The organism is Microbispora sp. NPDC004025 (genome assembly GCF_053604425.1).
In genome coordinates this window covers 112,609-135,697 of the sequence record NZ_JBSGHN010000007.1, presented here as the reverse complement: position 1 = coordinate 135,697, position 23,089 = coordinate 112,609, and the positions used below count along the sequence as shown (strand labels likewise).

Below are 23,089 nucleotides of genomic sequence, written 5' to 3'. Positions count from 1 at the left end.
ACACGACGCTGGTGGCCCTGTCGGTACGGCCCTTCCGCGGGCCGAGGTCAGGAGGTGACGCCGCCGTCGGCCACGAGGTCCTGGCCGACGACGAAGCCGGACTCGTCCGAAGCCAGCCACAGCACGGCCGCGACGACCTCGTCCTTCTTCCCGACCCTGCCGAGCGGCACGGTGGTGGCCAGCCGCGCGGCGCGGTCCGCCTCGGTCTCCCCCGGCCGCAGCGACATCGAGGTGTCGGTGGCGCCGGGGCTGACGGCGTTGATCCGCACGCCGTCCTTGATGTGGTCCAGCGCGGCGACCCGGGTCAGCGTGCTCACCGCGGCCTTCGTGGCGGCGTACGCGGCCATGCCGGGCCGGCGTCCGTGGTAGCCGATGTTGGAGGCCGTGTTGACGATGACGCCGCCGCCGTGCTCGCGCATGTAACGGATCTCGTACTGCAGCGACAACATGATCCCGGTCAGGTTGACCGCGACGGCCTGGTTCCACACGTCGAGGCCGATGTCCGCGACGGGCGCGGGCCTGGGGAAGACCCCCGCGTTGTTGTGCGCGACGTGCAGGCCGCCGTGCCGCTCGACGGCAGTCTCGACCATCCGGGCGACGTCCTCGGGCTGGGAGACGTCGGCGGTCACGGCGCTGGCCTTGCCGCCCTCGTCGGCGATGAGGCGCACCGTCTCGTCGAGCGCCTCCTGCCGGCGTCCCGCGACCACCACGACGGCGCCCTCGCGGGCGAAGGCCATGGCGCTGGCCCGGCCGATGCCGGATCCGGCCCCGGTCACCAGGGCGACCTTGCCGGCGAATCGTGCGGTCATCTCTCGAACTCCTTGATCTTTTCGTGCTGTTGCGGATGATGCTCCTGCGTTTCCCGGGCTGTCCTCCCGGGACCTTCTCCGGAGGTGTCCTGCGGGGACGTCCTCACGACGGCCGGCCGGGGCGGAGCAGCAGCGCGGCGACCGGCGCCGCGACCGCGAACAGGGCCGCCGCGACCGCCAGCCCGAACCCGAACCCGCCGGCCAGGGCCGCCGTCTGCCCGGTTCCCTCGGCCGTGAGGGCGGACGTGCGCGCGGACGCCAGCGTGACCAGCACGGCGAGGCCCAGCGTGGGCCCGGCCTCCAGCGCGGTGTTCACCACCGCCCCGGCCAGTCCGGCCTGACGCGCGGGCACGCCGGCGGTCGCCGAGACGGTCGCGCCGGCGAAGACGCAGGCGACCCCGGCGGGGAACAGCAGCAGCCCGGCGGACACGACGCCCAGGTATCCGGTGTCCTCTCCCATCCGGCCGAGCAGCGCGAGGCCGGCCGCCGCGACGAGCAGGCCGCCCGCCGTCACCGCCCGGGACCCGAAGCGCTGCACCAGCCTGCCCGCCGACAGGCCCGTGGCGACCAGCACGACGCCGAACGGGAGGAACGCCAGCGAGGCGCCGATCGCGGACATCCCGCTCACCTGCTGGAAGTACAGCGAGAGCATGAAGAAGATGGTGGTGATCCCCGCGGCCCCGAGGAACACCGCCACCAGCGCCACCGCCGTGCGCGGCGAGGTCACGAACGACAGCGGCAGGAGCGGCTGCGCCGTACGGGACTCGGTCCGGACGAACAGCACCAGGAGGAGCACCCCGGCGGCCAGGCAGGCCGACGTGACCGGGGACGTCCACCCCTGCTGCGGGGCCTCGACGAGCCCGTAGCCGAGCACGGAGATCCCCGCCGTCGCGAGGACCGCGCCGAGGACGTCAAGGCGGGACCTCTCCGGCGCGGGTCCCGGAGGGACCACGCGGGGCGCCGCGACGACGGCCGTGATCGCCACCACGACCGGCGCCGCGAACGCCCAGCGCCAGGAGTCCCAGGACGCCACGACTCCGGACAGCAGGATGCCGGTGGTGCCGCCGAACCCCGCCAGGCCGCCCCACAGGGCGAGGGCCCGCGAATACCGGACGGGGTCGGGGAAGACGGAGCCGACCAGCGCCATCGCCGCGGGCACGGCGAGGGCGGCGCCGGCCCCCTGGACGAACCGCGCGGCGAGGAGCATCCACATCCCCGTCGCGAGCCCCGCGGCCGCCGACCCGGCGCCGAAGACCGCGGTGCCGGTGACGAAGGCGCGACGCCGGCCGTACATGTCCGACAGGCGTCCGCCGAGGAGCAGCAGCCCGCTGAAGGACATGCCGTACGCGGCGGTCACGAGCGCGAGCTCCCCGCGGCTCAGCCCGAACTCGCGCTGGAGCTGGGGGAGTGCGACGGACAGCACGCTCATCGCCAGGATCAGGGTGAACTGGACGGAGGCGAGGATGGTGAACGCCGCGGCGGGGCGGGAGGGCGGCGTGTCCCGCGCCGCGACCTCGGTGACGGCCGTCTCGGGCGTGACGTCCGGCTGCACGGGTCGATTCCCCTTTCTGATCCCCTCGGTGAGGGGTGTTTACGGGAGCCTGATCGACTGCGAGTGACGGAATACGTTCAGCGGGTCGTACGCGGCCTTGACCTGCTGGAGGCGAGGGTAGTTGTCCTTGTAGTAGAGCGTGTGCCACGGCACGCCGGACCTGTTCTGCCCGGGATCGGTGATGTCGACGTCCGGGTAGTTGATGTAGCAGCCGTCGGTCGCCTCGTTCGGCACCGGATAGCCGCCGGTGGCCGCGAAGACCTCGCCGTACACGTCGCGGGTCCAGCCGATGTTCTCCGCGTCCTTGCCCGGGTCCGACCAGAAGCTCTGGAACAGGCCCTTGAAGATGGAGTTCCGCTGCGCGGCCGCGGTGTCCCCCGCACCGACGGTGTTGATCTTCCCGCCGTAGGAGAGCAGCACGACCATCGAGGACGGGTTCTGGTGGTCGGTGCGGGTGAGGTGGCGGTACATCGCGCCGATCTGCGTGTCGGTGAAGTTCTTGCGCAGGTAGGCGGACTTGTGCGCGCCCCGCAACGTGGGGTTGGTCAGCGTGGGGTTGCTGGTCCCGAGGAACCGCACCGAGGTGAGCCACGGCAGCCGAGTGGGGGTGAAGAAGTCGGGCATGGGCCCGTGCTCCCCGACCGGGCCGGTCACCGGCCGCGCCTCGATGCCCACGGCCGAAATGATCTCGTGGAGGTAGTCGTCCAGCAGCTTCGCCGCGTTCGGCACCGTGGCGTCGATCTGGGTGAGCAGGCCGACGCTGCCGTTCGCCCGGTGGTTCATCATCAGGAAGCTGCACAGGGCGGCGTACGGCGACCCGGCTCCGCCGTTGCGCTCGTGCCAGCCGCCGAACGCCTTGACGAGGCCGGTGAACCCCTGCGGGTCGAGCTCGCTCCACGGCAGGGAGATCGCGCTCACCAGGACCTCCTTCGGCGGCCGGATCAGCAGGCCCGAGGGGTCGCCGCCGGTGGCGCCCGGGGAGCGGAACCAGTACCGGGTGATCACGCCGAAGTTGCCGCCTCCGCCGCCGGTGTGGGCCCACCACAGGTCCCGGTTCGGGTCGCCGGGCTCGCGGGTGGCGACCACGCTCCTGGCTCTGCCGTTGCGGTCGACCACCACGACCTCGACGGCGTAGAGGTGGTCGACGGTCAGGCCGTGCCGGCGAGAGAGCATGCCGTACCCGCCGCCGCTGATGTGGCCGCCGACCCCCACCGAGTAGCACATGCCGCCGGGGATGGTCACGCCCCAGCCCTTGTACAGGGTCTCGTACGTCTCGAGGAGGACGGCGCCGGCCTCCACCGCGAAGGCCCTGCGGCTCTCGTCGTAGTACACGGCGTTCATCGCGCTCATGTCGATGACGACCTGGACGTCGGGGTTGAAGACGAAGTCCGCGTAGCAGTGGCCGCCGCCGCGCACGGAGACGCGCTTGCCCCGGCTCACCGCCTCCTGGACGGCGCGCACGACCTGTTCGGTCGTGCCGACGATGCGCACCGACTCGGGACGCCCCACCCACCGGGCGTTGTTGCCGACGACGAGGTCGCCGTACCGGGGGTCCCCGGGCAGGACGGTGACGGGCCCGAAGGTGTCGTCACGGCCGGCCGCTCCGGCCGCGATGGCGCGGGCCGGGGCCGCCGTGTCCAGAGCGGCGGCGCCGGCCAGCGCCGCGGCGCCGGCGAGAACACTTCGTCTATTGATCGCGCTCATGCGTCTTCCCTCATGGTTCGGGGGTGTGGAGAAGGGAATTCGTTACGCGGTCACTCGCACCAGACGAGACCGAGCCCGAGGCTTTCCGACATCTCCCGGGTCCGGGCCACGGACCAGCGGTCGCCGACGAGCGCCGTGTCATCGACGGGGTATCCGGCGTTCATGAAGAACCGCTCGAATCCACCGGGGAGAGTGATCACGTAGAACTGCGCGCTGTCGCTTTCCACCTGGTATGAATGCGGAATACCGCGTGGCAGGAAGAGCACGCCACTTCCGTCGACGACCTCGCTGCGGTCACCGGCGGAGACCGTCAGGGTCCCGCCGGTGATCACGAACAGCTCGTCTTCGAAGGTGTGGATGTGGCGAGGCGCGCGTTCTCCCCGGACCGCCCTGAAGTGGGTCACTCCGACGGTGCCGCGGGTGTCCTCCGCGGTCAGCTTGGTGGTCACCAAGGACCCCCGGCCCCACAGGCGTGCGTGGCCGTCGTGCTCCCGGAGGATCGCCGGCAGCGGCCCGGCTTCGGCGCCGGGGAGAGCGGGGGCCTGGCCGTGCGGTCGAATCGTCACGCTCCACTCCATTCCGGTTCGACTGCGCGCGTTTCTGCCACGAGGACCCTCGCATGAGGAAACGAACAGCGGCAATGCGCGCGTCACTACTTCGTCATGTCGGCAGAATCGGATATGCGGGGATTGAAAGGAGTTAATTCCCTTAACGGTGATACTTCTCGTAAATCACCCCGCGACCCGCGAGGGCCGCGATGTCGTACAGGCCTTCCACGGTCGCCTCGACCGTGAAACTCGAACGCTGCGTGGGCGGGTAACCGATCAGCTCGGCGGCACGGGCCGGCAGCGGCGCCGCCGCGGCCTCCGCCGACTCCCACACCAGCACCGCGCCCCAGCGTCCGGTCTCCTCGTCGGAGATCCACAGCTTGAGACGCAGCCCCGGCATGGCCGAGAACGTCTTCGTCGCCTCGTCCCGCAGGTACGCCCGCAGCGACTCGACGGTCTGCGTGGAGTCCTTCAGGTCCCACCACACCACCACCACGTGCACGGCGTCACCCCTTCGGTCCGTCGCCGAGCAGCGAGGCGAGCATGTCGCTCAGGATGCGCGGGCCGTGCTCGGTGAGCACCGACTCCGCGTGGAACTGCAGGGACCGGAACCCCGGTCCGCGCAGGGCGTGGACCTCGCCGGTCGCCGCGTCCCGGCACACCTCGATCACCCCACGCGCATGCGGGTGCTCCAGCTTGTCGTCCTCGCAGTACGCCGCGTAGGTGTTGTAGAAGCCCACCCGCGTCCGGCGGCCGAACAGGTCGATCTCCTTCTGCACCCCCTGGTTCGGCTTCTCCCTGCGGGCCAGCCGCAGGCCGAGCAGCATGCTGAGCACCTGGTGGCTCAGGCAGACCGCGAGGAAGGGCCGTTCCTCGTCGAGCAGCCGCCGTACGGCGCCGCGCAGATGAGAGATCTTCGGGTGGCCGAGGTCCCGCGGATCGCCGGGCCCGGGGCCCATCACCACCAGGTCGTGCCCGTCGAAGTCGTACGGCTCGTCGAAACGGCGCACCGTCACCGACAGCCCGAGGGCTCGCAGCTGCTGCTCGATCATGGCGGTGAAGGTGTCCTCGGCGTCCACGATCAGGACGTCGCGCCCCTCCAGCTCCGCCACCCGGTAGTCGCGGCCGCCGTCCCGGCCGAGCCAGAAGCCGGCGATCGTCTCGTTGCGCCGCTCCAGCACCTCGCGGACCCGCGGGTCGCCGCGCAGCCCGCCGGCCGCCCGCGACTCCAGCGCGGTCAGCAGGCCCGCCGCCTTGGCCCTGGTCTCGGCGGCCTCGGAGGCCGCGTCGGACTCGCGCACGAGCGTGGCCCCGACGCCGATCCGCATCCGGCCGGTGTGGTCGATGTCCGCCGTGCGGATCAGGATGGACGAGTCCAGGGTGTACCCGCCCCGTCCGTCGCGGCCGATGAGGCCCACGACGCCGCTGTAGTATCCGCGGCCCCCCGGCTCGTGCTTCCTGATGACCCGGCAGGCGCTCTCCAGCGGGCTGCCCGTCACCGTCGGCGCGAACATCGTCTCCTTGAGGATCTCGACCGGGTCGCGGGAGGTACGGCCCTCGATGAAGTACTCGGTGTGCGCGAGCCTGGCCATCTCCTTGAGGTAGGGGCCGACGACCCGCGCGCCCGAGTCGCACACCCGGGCCATCATCTTCAGCTCCTCGTCGACGACCATGTAGAGCTCGTCGGCCTCCTTCCGGTCGGACAGGAAGGCGATGACCTCCGGCAGGGTCGGGCCCGAGGACGGATACCGGTAGGTCCCGCTGATCGGGTTCATCACGGCGGTCCCACCGGCCAGGCTGACGTGTCGCTCGGGGGTCGCGCCGACGAAGGTGCGCGACCCGGTGTGCACGATGAACGTCCAGTACGTGCCCTGCTCGCGCTCCAGCAGCCGCCGGAAGAACGCCAGCGCGCTGCCGGTCGTGTAGTTCCCGATGTCGGCGACGAACGACCTCTTGATGACGAAGTTGGCCCCCTCGCCCCGCCCGATCTCGTCGGCGACGACCTCGCGCACCGTCTCCGCGTACGTCTCGTCGTCGATCTCGAAGTGGCCCCCGTACAGGTCGGTGGGGACGTCCGGCAGGCGGCGCAGCACCTCGGCGAGCGGCAGCACGGCCTGCTCGCGGACGTTCAGCATGATGAGGGGCTCGCCGTCGTCGTGGCAGGCGTAGCCGCGCTCGGCGATCTGGCGATAGGGGACGAGCACCAGCACGTCGTGCCGGGCCGTCCCCGGCGTCGCCGACGCGTCGGGGAGCGGAATCCCGGCGAGCCTGCCCGCCGTGGACACCTCGCCGACGAGCACGTCGACCCGTCCGGGACCGGCCGCCTCGGGGCGGTGCAGCACGGCGAACGGAGGGGGTTCCGGCGCGAGCACCCGCTCCAGGAGATCGGCGCCGGTCGCCATGGCGCTCATCACAGACCCGCCAGGACGCTCTTGGTGGTGGTGACGACCGCGCAGCGCTCCGCCGCGTACTCCAGCGCCAGCCGGTGATAGCGCGGCGAGAAGTCCGCCACCGCGTCGGCCACCAGGAACGGCCGGATGTCGAAGGTGAACGCGTCGCACGCGCTCATCAGCACGCCCACGTGCGCGTACACGCCGCACACGACGAGCTGGTCGCGCCCGGACTCGCGCATCAGCCGCAGCAGGTCGGTCTTGAAGAAGGCGCTGTAGCGCCACTTGGTGAAGACCCAGTCGCCCGGGGCCGGCGTGAGCGCGTCGACCACCCGCCGGTCCTCCGGGGACACGGTCATGCCGGGCCCCCAGAAGTCCTTCAGCAGGCCGCGCTGCTCGTCGGTCATCCCGCCGGGCTGCGCGGTGTACGCCACCGGGACACCCGCCTCGGCGCAGCCGTCGCGCAGCAGGGTGACGTTGCGCAGCAGGTCGGTGACGGGGGCCTCGCCGGCCGGGAACGGCCGCAGGAAGTAGTGCTGCATGTCGTGGATCAGCAGGACGGCGCGGCCGGGGTCCACCGTCCACCGCGCCGTGTTCTCCGGAAGATCGCCTTCCGTCGGCATGGGATAGGGCGAGATCGTAGGGATGCCGGGCATCGAACGTCCCTTCTCTAGACGCCGAGTGTGGCGCCGCCGTCTACGGTGAGGGAGTGCAGGGTGACGTGCGCGGCCTGCTCGGAGAGCAGGAACAGCACGGCGTTCGCGACGTCCGCGGGCACGGCCAGCCGGCCGAGCGGGATGCCTACGCGGAACGACTCGGGCACCCCCTCGATCGAGGCCCTGGCGCCGTTCCCGTCCCGCCACATCGAACTGAGCATCGGCGTGTCGGTCGACCCGGGGGCGACGACGTTGCACCGGATGCCGTGCTTGGCGACCTCCAGGCCGAGGCACTTGGTGAACATCGCCGCCGCGGCCTTGGACGCCGCGTACGCCGCCATGCCGGTGCGCGCCGTGCCCGCGGCGTTCGACGCCACCGTCACGATCGCGCCCCGGCGGCGCGGGATCATCCGGTTGACCACCGCACCGGAGACGTTGAAGACGCCCGTGGCGTTGACGGCGAGAGTCATGTCCCAGTCCTCGCGGGTGAGGGCCCCGGCCTCGGCGAGGCGCAGGATCCCCGCGGCGTTGACCAGGTAGTCCACCGGCCCGAGATTTCGTTCGGCGTCGTCCACGACGCGCTCCACGTCGGCCCTCGACGTGACGTCGCAGGCGAATGCCGCCACGTGTCCGTCCAGGTCGGCCGTGTCCTTGACGAGCAGGTCCAGCCGGTCGTCGTCCCGGTCGACCGCGGCCACGGCGACGCCGCGCTCCGCCAGCGCCTCGACGATCGCGGTGCCGATGCCTCCCGCCGCTCCGGTGACGAGGGCGACCTTTCCCTCCATGTGCCTGGCCTCCATGTCGCTGTAGGGCTTGGTGGGGGGACGGGTTGATCCGCGGGGGAACGGGGTTTCATCCGCGCCACGCGGAGGCGACCGTGATCGCCTGCCGCGGGTTCAGCCGGGGGTCGCACAGGCTCGTGTACTTGTCACCCACGCCGCCGATCGCGTCCTCGTCGTCCGCGCACTCGGTGACGGCCTCGGGGCTGGTCTCCAGGTGGAGCCCCGCGGCGACGCCTCCCCCTTCGGCGACGGCCTCCTGGAACCCCAGGGTCTCCCGGATCACGGTCTCCACCAGCCTGGTCTTGAGTCCCTCCGGCGTCCTGATCGTGTTCCCGTGCATGGGGTCGCACAGCCAGATCACCGGATGGCCCGCCTCGCGTACGGCTGCCACGAGAGGCGGAAGCAGGACCCCGACCCGGTCGGCGCCCATTCGGGAGATGAGCGTGAGCCGGCCGGGCTCCCGCTCCGGATCGAGCCGTGCGCACAGTGCCACCAGCTCGCCGGGAGTCATGGCCGGCCCGACCTTGCAGGCCACGGGGTTGACGATTCCCGCCAGGAGCGCGACGTGCGCCCCGCCCACCTGGCGGGTGCGCTCGCCGACCCAGGGCCAGTGCGTGGACGTGAGCAGCGGCCGTCCCTCGTCGTCGTAGCGCAGCAGAGGGATCTCGTAATCCAGGAGCAGCGCCTCGTGGCTCGTCCATACCGGCGCCTCGGCCCGCGCGGCGGCGTGGACGCGCCGCAGGATGTCCATCGCGTCACTCGCCGCCCGGTAGCAGGTCAGCAGGCGCTCGGGGTCGGGACGGCGCAGCTCGGGGTCGGGGTCCGGGCCGTTGACCATGTGTCCCCGGTAGACGGGCAGGTCGACGTCGCCGTGGCGTTCGGTCGGCTGGGAGCGCGGCTTGGCGAACTGGCCGGCTATCCGGCCGACCCTCACCACCGGCTTGCGTGAGTTCATCTTCATCGCGCCGGCCAGCGCGTCGAGCAGCGCCGCCTTGCGCGCGACGTACACCGGCGTGCACTCGGCGGGGTCCTCGGCGCAGTCGCCGGCCTGCACGACCTGCACGTTCCCCCCGGCGGCCTCCGCCAGGAGGTCCTTGAGCGCGATGACGTCCCCGGGCTCCACCAGGGCCGGCAGCCGTTCCAGCTCGTCCCTGACCCGTTCGACGTGAGAGACGTCCTCCCACTCGGGCTGGTGCAGAGCGGGGAGCGCTTCGCAGAGGTCGGCCACGTCTTCGACCGACTGGGAAGGCCGCGTCATGAGCTGCGGTCCACCCCGGTCCATGGTCACCTGAGTCCTCCGATGTCTGTAGGTGAGCGTCTCTCGACGCACGTGGAAGATCTCCACCTCGTCAATGGTGGGATGCCGGGGACCGGTGGGACAAAGCCGTATCACATACTCTGTCAAATAGCCCAAACTTGGTCAGATTAGGTTGTCAGGCACAAATGCCGGATATGTACGAAAAAGGGGCAGGGGCCGTCTCTGAGACGGCCCCTGCCCCTCGGGGGGTCGGGATCGGACTTCCGGATCAGATGGGGATGACGTCGAGGAGCACGTGTTCGACCAGGTGGTCGCCTTCGCGCACCTCGCGGCGGCCGGCCACGCGCAACTCCCGGTCGATCTCCTTCGCGATGCGTTCCAGCAACTCCTGGTCCCCCCTGCTGCTGAAATGCAGCAAGACGCGGCCTTCCGCGGTCAGCCGCGACGGCGCTTCCCGCAGAAATCGCCGGTGGGCCGCGTACCCGGGATCGACATAAGCCCGTTCGTGGAGGTTGCGATACTCGTAGCCGTCCGGGGCGAGAACGTAGTTAGAGCTCCAGAAAACCAGTTCGAACCGCTCGTCGCCCAGCCCGTCGAAAAGGTCGCTCTCCACCGCTCTGACCGTGCCGGCGACGCCGTGCCTGGCCGCGTTGAGCGCGGCGTTGCGCACCGCCTGGGGATTGACGTCCACGGCCACCACGCGCTCGCAGCCGTGCAGCGCGGCCGTCACGGCGATGAGCCCGGTTCCGCAGCCGATTTCGAGCATCGAGCCGGGCGGCGAGTTCCACGACGTTCCCGTGTAACCGAGCAGATCGAGGGCGATTGCCGTAGAAGGGGAATAGATCGGGGCGAATACCTCATTAAGGAGTTCCCAATCGCGACCGTACATCTGGAATAGGGACGGCCGATCCTGTCGGGTTCTCGCCGAGTGGCTGCGCTCCAACGATCGTCGGTAGTCCCGGACCTCGGACATTGCTACCTGCCTCACGCGATGTGGACGAACTTTCGTCTGGCGGTCTTACGGCACTGCCGGATGTCCTTCCGGGACACTCTTCCACCCTTCTTCTCATCGCATAAGGTGATTTCATGACACATGGTGGATGGGTGAATGGTGGCGCCATCACACGTACGGAGACGACCACCGGATATCCCCCATCCCATTCGGAGACCGAACCCCGGCCGCCGCAGGAGTCGCATTCCGGCCGGCGCACAGGCGCGGGGCCCGGAGGCGAGCAGGCGGACGAGACGACGGTGCCGCAATCCTCGGACGTCTGCAAAGCACTGGAGATGCTCGCCCAGGAGGCGCCGCCGAGCGCGTTCGACGAACTGATCCGCGTCGCCCTGCGCGGCGGCGCCGATCCCACCGAGCTCAAGGCCCTGATCCACGCCAGGGGCGTCGCGCTGCGGGTCCACTCGATCACCGGCAGGCGGCAGCAGCGCGAAGCGGGGCTCAGCGCGCTCGTCGAGGCCGCACGCGACCTGCACGCGATCCACGACCTGGACCCGCTCCTCACCATGATCGTCCGGCGGGCGAGGACCCTGCTGAACCTCGACATGGCCTACCTCAGCTTCCTCGACCCCGTCGCCGGAGACGCATACGTCCGCGCCGCCGACGGGCACGTCACGGGCTTCACCGTGGGGTTCCGGGTGCCCCGCTCCGGCGGCCTCGGCCGGCTCGCCGCCGAGAGCGTCGCCCCGTTCTGGACCGCCGACTACCTGGCCGACGACCGCATCCGCCACGTGGACGTGATCGACGAGGTGATCCGCGCCGAGGGCCTGCACGCCGTGATGGCGGTGCCGCTGCGGCACGGCGGCGCCCCGCTCGGCGTGCTGTACGCCGCCGACCGGCAGGTGCGCCACTTCACGCCGGACGAGGTGGCCCTGATGGGGGCGTTCGGGGACTTCGCCGCCTCGGCCATCGAGAAGGTCCAGCTCCTCGCCGAGGCCCGCTCGGCCGTCGTCGAGCTCGAATGGGACATGTCCCAGTTGAAGGCGGACGTCGTCTCGGTCTCCCAGGCGAACGACGCGCACCTGCGTATTCTCGACGTGCTGCTCTCCGGCGGCGACGTCGCGACCCTGGCGGCCCTGGTCAGCGAGACCTCCGGAGGCTCGCTGCGGGTGCTCGGCGCCGACGGCACGACGCTCGCCGCCGCCGGGGAGGTGCCGATGCCGGACGAGGACGAGCTGCTCGGCGCGCTGATGAACGCGTACGCCACGGGGGCGCCGGTCGCACTCGACGGCGTCTGGGTGGACGCGATCACCGCCGGCAGCGAGAACCTCGGCACGGTGCTGCTGGGGGTCGAGCGGCTCGACGAGAGCGGCGTGCAGAGCCTGCGGTTCGCCGCGCGGGCCTTCGCCGTCCTGATACTGATGCACAGCAACTCCTCCATCGCCGAGGTCCGCGTGCGGGACGACGTCTTCGACGACCTGCTCGCCGCCCCCGGTCCCTCCCGCGCGGCGGGGGAACGGGCCCACAGGCTCGGTCTCACCCTGGACGGCCCGCACGTGATCGTCGTGGGAGCCCCGCAACGCGGCCAGCAGAACAGGGCGTTCATCTGGGCCTCCTCGTACGCCAGCCGGGTGGGCGGGCTGAAGAGCCGGCGCGGCGACATGATCACGCTGCTCCTTCCCGGGTCGGACGCCGGGGCGGTCGCGCGGGCGGTCTCCGCCGAGCTGGAGCCCCTCCTCGGCTCCCCGGTGACGATCGGCGCGGCCGGCCCCGTCTCGAACCTCGGCGAGATCTCCCGCGCGTACGAGGAGGCGGTGCGCTGCCTCGACGCGGTGGCGGCGGTCGGGGGGCGCGGGACCGTGGCGTCCGTGGAGGACCTGGGCTTCCTCGGCGTGCTCCTCGCCGACACCCCCGACGTCTCGGGGTTCGTCGACCGTGCGGTGGGCCGGGTGCTGGAGTACGACACGCAGAACGGCACCAGCCTCCTGCGCACGCTCGAAGCGCACTTCGACGCCGCAGGCAGCCCGACCCGGGCGGCCGCCGTCCTCCACGTCCACCCGAACACGGTCTCCCGCCGCCTGGAACGGATCGGCGACCTGCTGGGACCCGACTGGCAGGAGCCGGCCCGGGCGCTGGAGATCCAGCTCGCCCTGCGTCTCCACCGGGCCAGGAACGTGCTCAGCCGGGCCAGGTGATCGGTGGGGGAAGGTCATCAGGCCGACTTCTCCTCCGCGTACGGAGTGGAGCGGATGTCGGCCGCGGTGAGCATCGAGGCGGCGTGCGCGATCGACGCCAGGGTGGTGTGGCGGTTCCACCCTTCGTAGGACCTGCCCTCGAAGTCGCGCATCCCGACGTGGTCGGACACCTCGGAGAAGTCCTTGTCCACCCGCCGGATCAGCCGGGACAGGCGCAACAGCGCGCCGGGGGAGGCTCCGGCCATGTCGGTGAGCCAGAGACGGGTGGGCCAGCGCCGCGCGTCGTTCCACTCGGCGAGCAGCAGGAGCGATCGCGGGTGGGGTGCCGGCAGCGCCGCCGCGCCGGCCGACGGATCCGCGACCGGGAGCGTCACCTGGATCGTCGCGACCAGGTTGACGCGATGGAGATCCCCTGAGTGGTCGACCCATCCCACGGGACGTCCCGTCCTCTTGACGGACTGAACGAGCCGCTGGGCCGGGACAGGTGTGCCGCCGCCCCCGGCCGGGCCGGCGTCCGCCGCGGCCAGCGGCGTCGTCCCGTCGATCCGGGCCAGGAAGGACAGTCCGGCGGCGGCCAGCCGTCCCGCGAGCCGTGCGGCGTCCACCTCCCGGCCGTCGAAGACGACGGGACGGCGGGTGATCCCCCAGGTGGACGCCATGCCGGTGACGGAGTCGAGGGCGCACGCCTCCGGCGTCCAGACGCCGGTGCGGCCCCGCACGGACGTCGTACGCGGCCAGGGTGTGTCGCGGCCACCGTCGCCGGAGAGCACCAGGCGCCAGTCCACCGGGCAGGCCGCCTCCTCGGAGGCGAGCCACACGCCCAGCGCCTGCTGGCAGTTGACCACCCGGCCGAGGTGGGGAACGTACCGCTCCTGGACCCCCACCGAGTGCCTGCCCGCCTTGGGGATCACCACGGATCGCACGACCCAGGCCAGGGGAGCGACGGACCGGTCGAGGTAGCGCGCGAGCGCCTGGCGGACCGGTTGCCACCGCCACGTGGACGAGCTGATGAAATGGTGCAGGTTCTGCTCGGCGCTCTCGCCGGCGACGACGGCCGCGATGCCGCGCATCGACTTGCGTCCCTGGACCGAAAGCAGTCCCTGGACGTACTGCTGTGCCCTCCGGCGCTGGTCGCTGCGGTGCAGCGACGCGAACACCTGTGCGTAGAGCTCGCCGGTGACGTCGTCGAACCCGCCGACATGCGGCAGAGCACGCGAAGATCTAGGGCGATCTTCCATGAGAACCCCCTGCTGATCGAAACCTCGCTTACGGACGCCTGTGCCGCTGTAAAGATGAGGGCTGGCCCCGGCGGGTTTCCAGGTGGCAGGGACACCCGTCTGTGACGCCGGGCTGTTCCCGGTCCACCATCGGGGACGTTCGGCTGATCCGAGCGTCACGGTACGGCGTCGGCTCCGGTGTGCTCACGGCACCGACGCCGCGCGCGTGCCGCGCGAGAACGTGTAGGGGGAGGTCAGCCCTAGTAGGGGGTGCAGGACGCCCCGCACTCGGGTGCGGGGCGTCCACGTGTTCCGGAAGGGCGTCAGGGAAGGGTGGCGAGGAACGGCTTGACCGTCTTCGAGAAGTTCCAGTTGTTCGAGGCGTCCCAGTTGATCGACCAGGTCATCGCGCCGCGGATGTCCGGGTAGGTCCGCGACGGGACGAACGAGCCGCAGTCGGTGCGCCGAGCCAGGCAGTTCAGCGCGTTGGTGACCGCGGCCGGCGAGACGACGCCGCCGCCCGCCGCGCCGGGGCCCGCGGGCAGGCCGAGGCCGACCTGGTCGGGGCGCAGGCCGTTGTCCAGCTGGATGCAGGCCAGCGCGGTCATGAAGTCCACCGACCCCTGGCTGTAGACCTTCTGGTCACAGCCGAGCATCGCGCCGGAGTTGTAGTACTGCATGTTGACGACGGTGAGGATGTCCTTGATGCTCAGCGCGAGCTTGAAGTACTCCATGCCGGTCGACTGCATGTCGATGGTCTGCGGAGCCATCATGATGATCAGCCCGGAGCCCGCCTTGGCCCGCAGTTCGCGCAGGGCCTGGGCCATGTAGGTGGCGTTCAGGCCGTTCTCCAGGTCGATGTCGACGCCGTCGAACCCGTAGGTCTGCATGATCGAGTAGACCGAGTTCGCGAACGCCGTGGCCGCCGCCGAACCGGCCACCTGCACGTGGCCCGCCTCGCCGCCGACGCTGAGGATGACCTTCTGGCCGCGCTGCCTGAGCGCCTGCACGTCGGCCTTGAACTGGGCCTCAGTGTAGCCGCCGACGGCGGTGGACAGGCCGGGGTCGAGGGCGAACCTCACCTGGCCCGGCGTGCTGGTCGCCTCGCCGAACGCGATCGCGACCACGTCGTAGTCCCGCGGCACCTGCGACAGCTTGAGCTCGACGGCCGGGTTGACGAAGTTGTGCCAGTAGCCGGTGAGGATGTGCCGGGGCAGCGCCCCGCCCGAGGAGCACCCGGTGGTCGTGCCGGTGACGGCGGCGCTCGCCGCGGACTCGCCCGCCGAGTTGTACGCCCTGACGGTGTAGGTGTGCGCGGTGCAGACGCCGAGCGAGCCGATCGTCGCGGTGGTGCCGGTGACCTGGGCCCGCTGGGTCGTGCCCTCGTAGACGCGGTAGCCCGTCACGGTCCCGCCGGAGGCGGTCCACGACAGCGAGATCGATGTGTCGGAGCTGCCGGTCACCCGGGGGGCGCCGGGCTGCCCGGGCGTGCCGGTGCCCGGGCCGCCCCCGCCCGCGAGCGCCTTCCACAGCGCGGGGACGATGGGCGGCTCCCATCCCGTCAGAGAGGTGTGCGCCTGGACGCACTCGTAGTCGACGCCGTCGTAGGTCACCCGCGTGCCCACGGCGTACCAGGTGTTCGGCGCCCAGGCCGCGTACGCGAGGACCGCGGTGGACTGCGCCGACGCGGGAACGGGGCCGGTCCCGACCCCTGCCAGACAGAGACCCAGCGCGAGCAACAACGCGCCGAGGAGCCGTTTCTTCATCAGTGCCGTCCTTCCGGGGTGCCGATCGGCGTCCGCGAGGAGGCGTCGGGTGACACGACGGCCGGTCGCGTGGCCTTCCCTTCGCTTAGGAAAGTTTCCTAATAGTTTTGGCGTGAGCGTAGCCCCGGAAAGACGCCCGTTCAAGACCCTTCTGCTGGCCCGTCCCGGATTTCCGGACGCACTGGTCCGGTACGCCGAAAGACGGCCCGATGTCGAACTCGTCGACATGGGCCGTCTGTACGGCGGAGCGTGAGGCCGTTCCTTCTTGGTCCCGGCCTACTTGCCGAAACCGGCGGTCAGACCGCTGAGCAGCTGACGGCGGCCGACCGTGTAGAGGATCAGCATCGGCAGGATGGTCAGCACGACGGAGGCGAGCACGGCGGGCACGTTGACGCCGTACGGTCCCCCCTGGAACGCCGCCAGCGCCAGCGGCAGCGTGCGCTTGTCGGGGCTCTGGGTGAGGATCAGCGGCAGCAGGAACCCGTTCCAGACCTGCAGCGCGTTGTAGATCGACACCGTCACCACGGCGGGCCGCGTGAGGGGGAAGGCCAGGCCCCACAGCGTCTTCCACTCGGTCGCGCCGTCGAGCCGCATCGACTCGAACAGCTCCTTCGGCACGTCCCTGATGAAGTTGGACAGGACCAGCACCGACAGCGGGATCGCGAAGGCGATCGACGGCAGGATCAGCGCCGTCAGCGAGTCGTAGAGCTGCATCTTGATGATCAGCAGGTAGACGGGGATGACCGTCGCCTGCAGGGGGATGGCCAGGCCCATGAGGAACAGCGAGTTGACCCCGCGCAGGAAGCGGCTGGCGCCACTGCTCCGGACGATCGCGTACGCCGCCATGAACGAGAACAGCACCGACGGGATCACCGTGCCGATGGCGACGACGATGCTGTTCAGGAAGTACAGCGGGAAGTCCATCTCGATCACGAGCCGGTAGTTGTCCAGCGTCGGATCGGCGGGCGGCGCGAACGGGTTGGTCAAGTAGTAGTTGGACTGCGTCTTCAGACTGGTGACCACGATCCAGTAGATCGGGATGATCACCACGGCCAGCCACAGCCAGCTCACCAGCCCACCCAGCCAGTTCGGGCGCTGCCGGCTCTTCGCCGGATGGCGTCCGTGCGCCCCGGACGTGGCGGGGCGCTTGGCTGCCCTCGATGTGTGGGTCGCGGTCACGGTCAGGCCCCTTCCAACTGACTGGCGTAGGGGTCGCGGCCGCCGATACGGCGTAGCAGCAGCGCCAGAGCGAGGCCCACGAGGACGAGGATGACACCGATCACACAGGCCGCTCCCATGAGGTTGGCCTGGAAGCCGCGCTTGTACATGTCCAGGGCGAGCGCGCGGGTTGCGTCGCCGGGACCGCCCTCGGTCAGCACGAAGATCAGGTCGAAGAAGGTCAGGGAGCCGACGAGCATCAGCGTCGAGGACGTGATGATCGTGTACTTGAGCTGCGGCAGTGTGATGCTGAAGAACATGCGGACGCGCCCCGCCCCGTCCAGTTCCGCGGCCTCGTAGAGCGAACGCGGAATCTGCCGAACGCCGCCCTGGTAGAGCAGCGAATGGAACGGGATGTACTGCCACGACACCACGAAGATCACGACGCCGAAGGCGAGGCCGGGCTCGCCGAGCCAGTCCTGGGTGAGGAAGTCGAGGCCCAGCCCGGCGCCGAGCCCGAAGTTCGGGTCGAGCAGCGCCTTGAAGGTGATCGCGATGGCCGCGGAGCTGAGCAGCAGCGGGATGAAGTACAGCACCGCGAGCAGCTCGCGGTAGCGCTGGCGGCCCGCCAGGAACACCCCGATCAGGATGCTGGCCGGGGTCTGGAAGGCCCAGGAGAGCAGCATGATCAGGAACGTCACCCACAGCGCGTGGGGCAGGCCGGGGTCGGTGAGTACGGACTTCCAGCTCTCGAGCCCGGTCAGCTGGATCTCGCCCAGCGTGTCCCAGGACGTGAAGCTGAGCAGCAGGACCCCGATGAGCGGAATCAGCGCGAAAACGGCGAAGGCCACCAGGGCCGGCAGGGCCAGCCATGGCAGGACGCCGCCGCCGCGCGTGGCGGCGGCGGACGACGTCCTTCGAGCGGAGATAGCCGACATGTTTACTTACCGATGACCGCGTTCATGTTCGTGGCGAACTGCTGGGGCGAGATCGACAGCTGGAACAGCTTGGCGATGTTGTCCAGCAGCACCTCGGCCGCGGTCGGGCTGAGCGCCTGGTCCCACGACTGGGCGAAGACCTTGGCGTTGCTGGCGACGCCGTAGACGAAGTTCAGGAACTCGGCGTCCTTGGAGCCGGTGAACAGCTTGTCGGAGCCCTTGACGATCGGCACACCACCGGTCTCGACCCACTGCTTCTGCTCTGCGTCGTCGAGCACGCCGGTGGCGAAGAACTTCTTGGCGATCTCCTTCTCCTCGGGCGTCGCCTTGGAGGAGATCGACAGGTACTGACCGGGGTTGCCGACGGTGTTGCTCGCGTCGCCCTTGCCACCGTCGACGCCCGGGAAGTTCATCCAGCCGAGGCCGCCGCTCGAGACGATGTCGCCGCCCTGCTCCTGCTGGATGCCGTACGACCAGCTGCCGTGCAGCATCATCGCGGCCTTGCCGGTGTACAGCAGCGCCTGGTCGGCGTTGGAGTCGGCGGTGACGGAGGAGAAGCCCTTGATGAAGCCGTTGGCCTTGATGAGCTCCTGCATCTTGGTCAGGGCCTCGATGGAGGCGGGGTTGTTCCAGGCGTCCTTCTCGCCGTCGAAGACGGCCTGGAACACCTCGGGACCGCCGATGCGGTCGAAGAGGAACTCCAGCCACATCATGTTCGTCCAGCGCGACTGGCCGGCCAGCGAGAACGGCGCGATCCCCGCCGCGTTGAACTTCTTCACCAGCTCGAGAATGTCGCCGTACGACTGCGGCGGCTGGACGCCGACCTTCTCGAAGACCCTCTTGTTGTAGAACAGCACGATCGGCTGCACGGTCTCGCACGGCATCGCGTAGATCTTGCCGTCGATCGTGGCGGCGCCGAAGGCGCCGGGGAACAGCCGGTCCTTGACGGCGGCGTTCTCGCCGAACCACGAGGTGAGGTCCTCGACCTGGCCGGCCTGCACGTAGCTGCGCAGACCGCCGCCGCCCCAGCCCCAGATGATGGTCGGCGCCTGGTTCGCGCCGATCGCGGTCTTGATCTTCGTCTTGTAGGCGTCGTTCTGGATCGTGGTGATCGCGATCTGGCCGTTGGGGTTGGCCTTGTTGAACCGCTCGACGGCCGCGGTGCGGGGAGCCTCACCGGGCGGGCCCTGGAGGAACCAGTAGCTGGCCTTGCCCCCGCCGCCGCCGTTGCCGCCGGCGGCGCCGCCCGAGGCACCTCCGCCGGACGGAGCCGGGCCGGACGTGCCGCAGGCCGCTAACGCGGCGCCGAGGGGGAGGCCCATCGAAAGGCTGAGGAAGTTGCGGCGGGATGGTGTCCTGGACTCCACGCTGATCTCCGTACGTCGAATGCCGAGGCTGGCCGCGGCTCTTGAAAACGACTCGGACGCGGCGGGGGGCGATGTGGATCGGCACCCCGGTGCCACTGTCCACTCCTTCTTGAATTCAGCTCGTTTCGAAACATTTCGACACAAGCCGCGTGGCACGCCAATCTAGATTTGCGGTACCTCACTGTCAAGAGCGCTCTCACGACCTCTCCAGCTCAGCGTGAGGCGTGTGTAAAGTACCGGCGAACAGGCGTCTACCGGGTGATCTTGATCAGAATGAAACACTGAGCGCGAATTCGCCGCAGACACCGAAATGTTTCGAAACTTCTTGAGGAGAGCAGATGACGGCCCCAGATCGGACGCAAACGGCGGACGGGACGCTCCGGGCATGGCAGGACCCGGCACTTCCCGTGGCCGACCGGGTCGAGGCCCTCCTCTCGGAACTGACCCTTGAGGAGAAGATCGGCCAGCTCGGCAGCCGGTGGATCGGGAACGACATGCAGCCCGAGCAGGAGGTGGAGCCTGACGGCGCGCACAACGTCGCCCCGATGCAGGACGTTTTCGCCGCCTCCGGGACGGTGCCGATCGAGGAGGCGGCACGCCACGGTCTCGGCCACCTGACGCGGGTTTTCGGCAGCGTTCCGGTGACCGCGGCGGAGGGCGCGGCGGAGGTCGTACGGCTGCAGCAGGAGGTGGTGAAGCACTCCCGCCTCGGCATCCCGGCGCTGGTGCATGAGGAGTGCCTGACCGGTTTCACCACCTACGGAGCGACCGTCTACCCGGCCGCGATCGCCTGGGGGGCGACGTTCGACCCTGAGCTGGTGGAGCGGATGGCCTCCGCCATCGGGCGGGACATGCGTGCCGTGGGCGTCCACCAGGGCCTGTCGCCGGTGCTGGACGTGGTGCGCGACTACCGCTGGGGCCGGGTCGAGGAGACGATCGGCGAGGATCCGTACCTCGTCGCGACGCTCGGCGCCGCCTACGTGCGCGGCCTGGAGCGCGCCGGGGTCATCGCCACGCTCAAGCACTTCGCCGGCTACTCCGCCTCCCGCGCGGCCCGCAACCACGGCCCGGTGCCCATGGGCAGGCGCGAGCTGATGGACATGATCCTGCCGACGTTCGAGACCGCCATCGCCGAGGGCGGCGCCCGTTCGGTCATGAACTCCTACTCCGACGTGGACGGCGTCCCCGCCGCCGCCGACCCGTGGCTGCTGACCGAGGTGCTGCGCGACGAGTGGGGGTTCACCGGCACGGTCGTCTCGGACTACTGGGCGATCGCGTTCCTCGCGAAGATGCACCAGGTCGCCGCGGACCACGAGGATGCAGGGGTGCTCGCGCTGACCGCGGGCCTCGACGTCGAACTGCCCGACACGCTCGGCTTCGGCCAGCACCTGGCCGAGCGGGTGCGGCGGGGTGAGCTGCCGGAGTCGCTGATCGACCGGGCCGCGCGCCGGCTGCTCACCCAGAAGGTGGAACTCGGGCTGCTCGACCCGGACTGGACGCCGGAGAAGTCGGTGGCCGGGGCGGACGCCGTGGACCTCGACTCGCCGGACAACCGGGCGCTGGCCCGGGAGCTGGCCGAGCGGTCGATCGTGCTGCTCGACGCCGGAACCGCGCTGCCGCTGCTGGGCGAGGGGCGGACCGGGCCGCGGCGGCTGGCGGTGGTCGGGCCCTGCGCCGACGACCCCCGCACGTTCATGGGCTGCTACGCCTTCCCCAACCACGTGCTGCCCCGCTACCCCGGGCTCGGCCTCGGCCTGGAGGCCCCCAGCCTGCTCGACGCGCTGCGGGCCGAGCTGCCGGACGCCGAGATCGTCCACGAGCGGGGCTGCGACTGGCGTGACGAGGACCGCTCCGGCTTCGACGCCGCGATCCGGGCGGCTCGCGAGGCCGACCTGTGCGTGGCCGTCGTCGGCGACCTTGCCGGGCTCTTCGGCAACGGCACCTCCGGCGAGGGCTGCGACGTCGAGGACCTGCGGCTGCCCGGAGCGCAGGAGGATCTGCTGATCGAGCTGGCCGCCACCGGGACGCCGGTCGTGGTGGTCGTCGTGTCGGGCCGGCCGTACGCGCTGGGGCGGGTGCGCGACCGGGCCGCCGCGCTCGTCCAGGCGTTCATGCCGGGCGAGGAGGGCGGGGCGGCCGTCGCCGGCGTCCTGTCCGGCCGGGTGCAGCCCAGCGGGAAGCTGCCGGTGCAGATCCCGCGGACCCCGGGCGGGCAGCCGGGCACCTACCTGCAGCCGCCGCTCGGCTCCGACAGCCACGGCATCAGCAACCTCGACCCGACGCCGCTGTTCCCGTTCGGCCACGGCACGTCCTACACGACGTTCGAGGTCGACGACCTGGAGATCAGCGGCGACGAGGTGCCCACCGACGGGGAGTTCACCGTGTCGGTGCGCGTGCGCAACACCGGCGGCCGGGCGGGCGAGGAGGTCGTCCAGCTCTACCTGCACGACGTGCTCGCCCAGGTGACCCGGCCGGTGCGGCAGCTCGCCGGGTTCGTCCGGGTGCGCCTGGAGCCCGGCGAGAGCGCGCGGGCGACCTTCGCGGTGCACGCGGACAGGACCGCCTTCACCGGCCGCGACCTGCGCCGGATCGTCGAGCCCGGAGACGTCGAGGTGTTCGTCGGCACCTCCGCGTCGGACCTGCCGTGCCGGGGCCGCGTACGGCTGACCGGCCCGCTGCGCCACGTCGGCCGCGGCCGGCGGCTGGTCACCCCCGCGGAGGTTCGCCCGGCGGCGGGTCCCGAGCAGGGAGGAACAGATGCCGCCCAGTCGTAGGCGGGCCACTCTCGCCACGGTCGCGGCCTCCGCGGGGGTGTCGGTCGCGACCGTGTCGAAGGTGCTGAACGGCCGCAGCGACGTCGCGCCGGAGACCCGTTCCCTGGTGCTGTCGCTGCTGGAGCAGCACGACTACGTCGCGCCGCCGCAGCGCCGGGGTGAGCCCGCGCCCGACACGATCGAGGTGGAGTTCGACGCGGACCTCAACGCGTACTCCACCGAGATCGTCCAGGGCGCGGTGCAGGCCGGGGCCGATCTCGACGTGGCGGTCGTGGTGAGCATCCGGCGCAACGCCGACCGCACCGCGGGGTGGGCGCGCGACCTGGTCGCGGCCGGGCGGCGTGCGCTGGTCGCCGTCACCGGCGAGCTGACCTCCGGGCAGCTCGCCGCGCTGGCCCGGGCGCGGCTGCCCCTGGTCGTGATCGACCCGCTGAACCTGCCGCGGACCCGGGTGATCAGCGTCGGCTCGACCAACTTCGCCGGTGGCCTGGCCGCGACGCAGCACCTGCTCGCGCTGGGCCACCGGCGTGTCGCCTATCTGGGCGGTCCGACCACCGCGACCTGCAACCAGGCCCGGCTGCACGGCTACCGGGCCGCCATGGAGGCCGGGGACACGCCCGTCCTGCCCGGGTACGTACGGACGGGACACTTCCACTACCACGACGGCCTGGCGGGCGGGGCGGCGCTGCTCGACCTGCCCGAGGCGCCCACGGCGGTCTTCGCGGGCTGTGACGACATCGCGCTCGGCGTGCTGGAGGCGGCCAGGGAGCGGGGGCTGCGGGTGCCGGAGGACCTGAGCATCGTCGGTTTCGACGACACCCAGATCGCCCGGATGGCCTCGCCGCCCCTGACCACCGTGCGGCAGCCGCTGCGGGAGATGGGCGCCGTCGCGGTGCGTACGGCGCTGCGCCTGGCGGCCGGGGAACGGATCGAGTCCCACCACGTCGAGCTCGCCACGGAGCTCGTGGTGCGCGGCTCGACCGCCCCTGCCGCGCGGTAGGACGAGGAGGCGATCACCCGGCCAGG

At 70.9% G+C, this 23,089-nt stretch carries 18 protein-coding genes; 3 read left to right on the top strand and 15 right to left on the bottom strand.

From position 1 onward, the window contains the following. Window positions 1-47 precede the first annotated feature (47 nt). The 10 genes from ACWEQG_RS19780 to ACWEQG_RS19735 all read right to left on the bottom strand — a co-directional run bounded on the left by ACWEQG_RS19780 (window position 48) and on the right by ACWEQG_RS19735 (window position 10,642). Window positions 48-809 carry an SDR family NAD(P)-dependent oxidoreductase gene (locus tag ACWEQG_RS19780; RefSeq protein WP_452286527.1) on the bottom strand — a complete coding sequence of 254 codons (762 nt, stop codon included), beginning with the start codon at window positions 807-809 and terminating at the stop codon, window positions 48-50. Between the two features lie 103 nt (window positions 810-912). Then, on the bottom strand, window positions 913-2,361 hold the full coding sequence (locus ACWEQG_RS19775; RefSeq protein WP_452286525.1) for an MFS transporter: 1,449 nt from the start codon (window positions 2,359-2,361) through the stop codon (window positions 913-915). A 39-nt stretch (window positions 2,362-2,400) separates the two neighbouring features. Beyond that, window positions 2,401-4,065 (bottom strand): FAD-binding oxidoreductase, encoded by a 1,665-nt coding sequence (locus ACWEQG_RS19770; protein WP_452286523.1) that lies wholly within the window; start codon window positions 4,063-4,065, stop codon window positions 2,401-2,403. 50 nt (window positions 4,066-4,115) lie between these two features. Then, window positions 4,116-4,631: a cupin domain-containing protein gene (locus ACWEQG_RS19765; RefSeq protein WP_452286521.1), complete on the bottom strand. Its 516-nt coding sequence runs from the start codon at window positions 4,629-4,631 to the stop codon at window positions 4,116-4,118. A 142-nt stretch (window positions 4,632-4,773) separates the two neighbouring features. Further along, on the bottom strand, window positions 4,774-5,115 hold the full coding sequence (locus ACWEQG_RS19760) for a hypothetical protein (protein WP_452286519.1): 342 nt from the start codon (window positions 5,113-5,115) through the stop codon (window positions 4,774-4,776). 4 nt (window positions 5,116-5,119) lie between these two features. After that, window positions 5,120-7,024: an anthranilate synthase family protein gene (locus tag ACWEQG_RS19755; protein ID WP_452286517.1), complete on the bottom strand. Its 1,905-nt coding sequence runs from the start codon at window positions 7,022-7,024 to the stop codon at window positions 5,120-5,122. Next, on the bottom strand, window positions 7,024-7,659 hold the full coding sequence (locus tag ACWEQG_RS19750; RefSeq protein ID WP_363462390.1) for an isochorismatase family protein: 636 nt from the start codon (window positions 7,657-7,659) through the stop codon (window positions 7,024-7,026). Before ACWEQG_RS19750 ends, ACWEQG_RS19755 begins: the two co-directional genes overlap by 1 nt. A 14-nt stretch (window positions 7,660-7,673) precedes the next feature. After that, window positions 7,674-8,444 carry a 2,3-dihydro-2,3-dihydroxybenzoate dehydrogenase gene (locus tag ACWEQG_RS19745; protein WP_452286515.1) on the bottom strand — a complete coding sequence of 257 codons (771 nt, stop codon included), beginning with the start codon at window positions 8,442-8,444 and terminating at the stop codon, window positions 7,674-7,676. A 67-nt stretch (window positions 8,445-8,511) separates the two neighbouring features. Continuing rightward, window positions 8,512-9,699: a 3-deoxy-7-phosphoheptulonate synthase gene (locus tag ACWEQG_RS19740; RefSeq protein ID WP_452286513.1), complete on the bottom strand. Its 1,188-nt coding sequence runs from the start codon at window positions 9,697-9,699 to the stop codon at window positions 8,512-8,514. 268 nt (window positions 9,700-9,967) lie between these two features. Further along, window positions 9,968-10,642, bottom strand: a complete 675-nt coding sequence (locus ACWEQG_RS19735) for a methyltransferase (RefSeq protein ID WP_452286511.1) — start codon at window positions 10,640-10,642, stop codon at window positions 9,968-9,970. A 308-nt stretch (window positions 10,643-10,950) separates the two neighbouring features. Between ACWEQG_RS19735 and ACWEQG_RS19730 the strand changes: the two genes are divergently transcribed. Further along, on the top strand, window positions 10,951-12,843 hold the full coding sequence (locus ACWEQG_RS19730; RefSeq protein ID WP_452286509.1) for a helix-turn-helix domain-containing protein: 1,893 nt from the start codon (window positions 10,951-10,953) through the stop codon (window positions 12,841-12,843). 17 nt (window positions 12,844-12,860) lie between these two features. On the opposite strand, the gene ACWEQG_RS19725 is transcribed toward ACWEQG_RS19730, so the two are convergent. The 5 genes from ACWEQG_RS19725 to ACWEQG_RS19705 form a co-directional block, all read right to left on the bottom strand. Next, entirely contained in the window at window positions 12,861-14,081 is a 1,221-nt protein-coding gene (locus ACWEQG_RS19725) for an IS701 family transposase (RefSeq protein WP_452286507.1), read from the bottom strand. A gap of 302 nt (window positions 14,082-14,383) precedes the next feature. Then, window positions 14,384-15,826, bottom strand: coding sequence for a chitinase (locus ACWEQG_RS19720; protein WP_452286505.1), 1,443 nt, complete (start codon window positions 15,824-15,826; stop codon window positions 14,384-14,386). Between the two features lie 276 nt (window positions 15,827-16,102). Further along, the gene (locus tag ACWEQG_RS19715; protein WP_452286503.1) at window positions 16,103-17,005 is read right to left on the bottom strand and encodes a carbohydrate ABC transporter permease; all 903 of its coding nucleotides are present in this window, start codon (window positions 17,003-17,005) and stop codon (window positions 16,103-16,105) included. A 2-nt stretch (window positions 17,006-17,007) separates the two neighbouring features. After that, on the bottom strand, window positions 17,008-17,922 hold the full coding sequence (locus ACWEQG_RS19710; RefSeq protein WP_452286501.1) for a carbohydrate ABC transporter permease: 915 nt from the start codon (window positions 17,920-17,922) through the stop codon (window positions 17,008-17,010). Between the two features lie 2 nt (window positions 17,923-17,924). Beyond that, entirely contained in the window at window positions 17,925-19,289 is a 1,365-nt protein-coding gene (locus ACWEQG_RS19705) for an extracellular solute-binding protein (protein WP_452286499.1), read from the bottom strand. A 338-nt stretch (window positions 19,290-19,627) separates the two neighbouring features. Here ACWEQG_RS19705 and ACWEQG_RS19700 point away from each other — a divergent pair, with 338 nt between their 5' ends. Continuing rightward, window positions 19,628-22,063: a beta-xylosidase/alpha-l-arabinosidase gene (locus ACWEQG_RS19700; RefSeq protein ID WP_452286497.1), complete on the top strand. Its 2,436-nt coding sequence runs from the start codon at window positions 19,628-19,630 to the stop codon at window positions 22,061-22,063. Then, window positions 22,047-23,063 carry a LacI family DNA-binding transcriptional regulator gene (locus ACWEQG_RS19695; RefSeq protein WP_363462401.1) on the top strand — a complete coding sequence of 339 codons (1,017 nt, stop codon included), beginning with the start codon at window positions 22,047-22,049 and terminating at the stop codon, window positions 23,061-23,063. Before ACWEQG_RS19700 ends, ACWEQG_RS19695 begins: the two co-directional genes overlap by 17 nt. Window positions 23,064-23,089 lie beyond the last annotated feature (26 nt).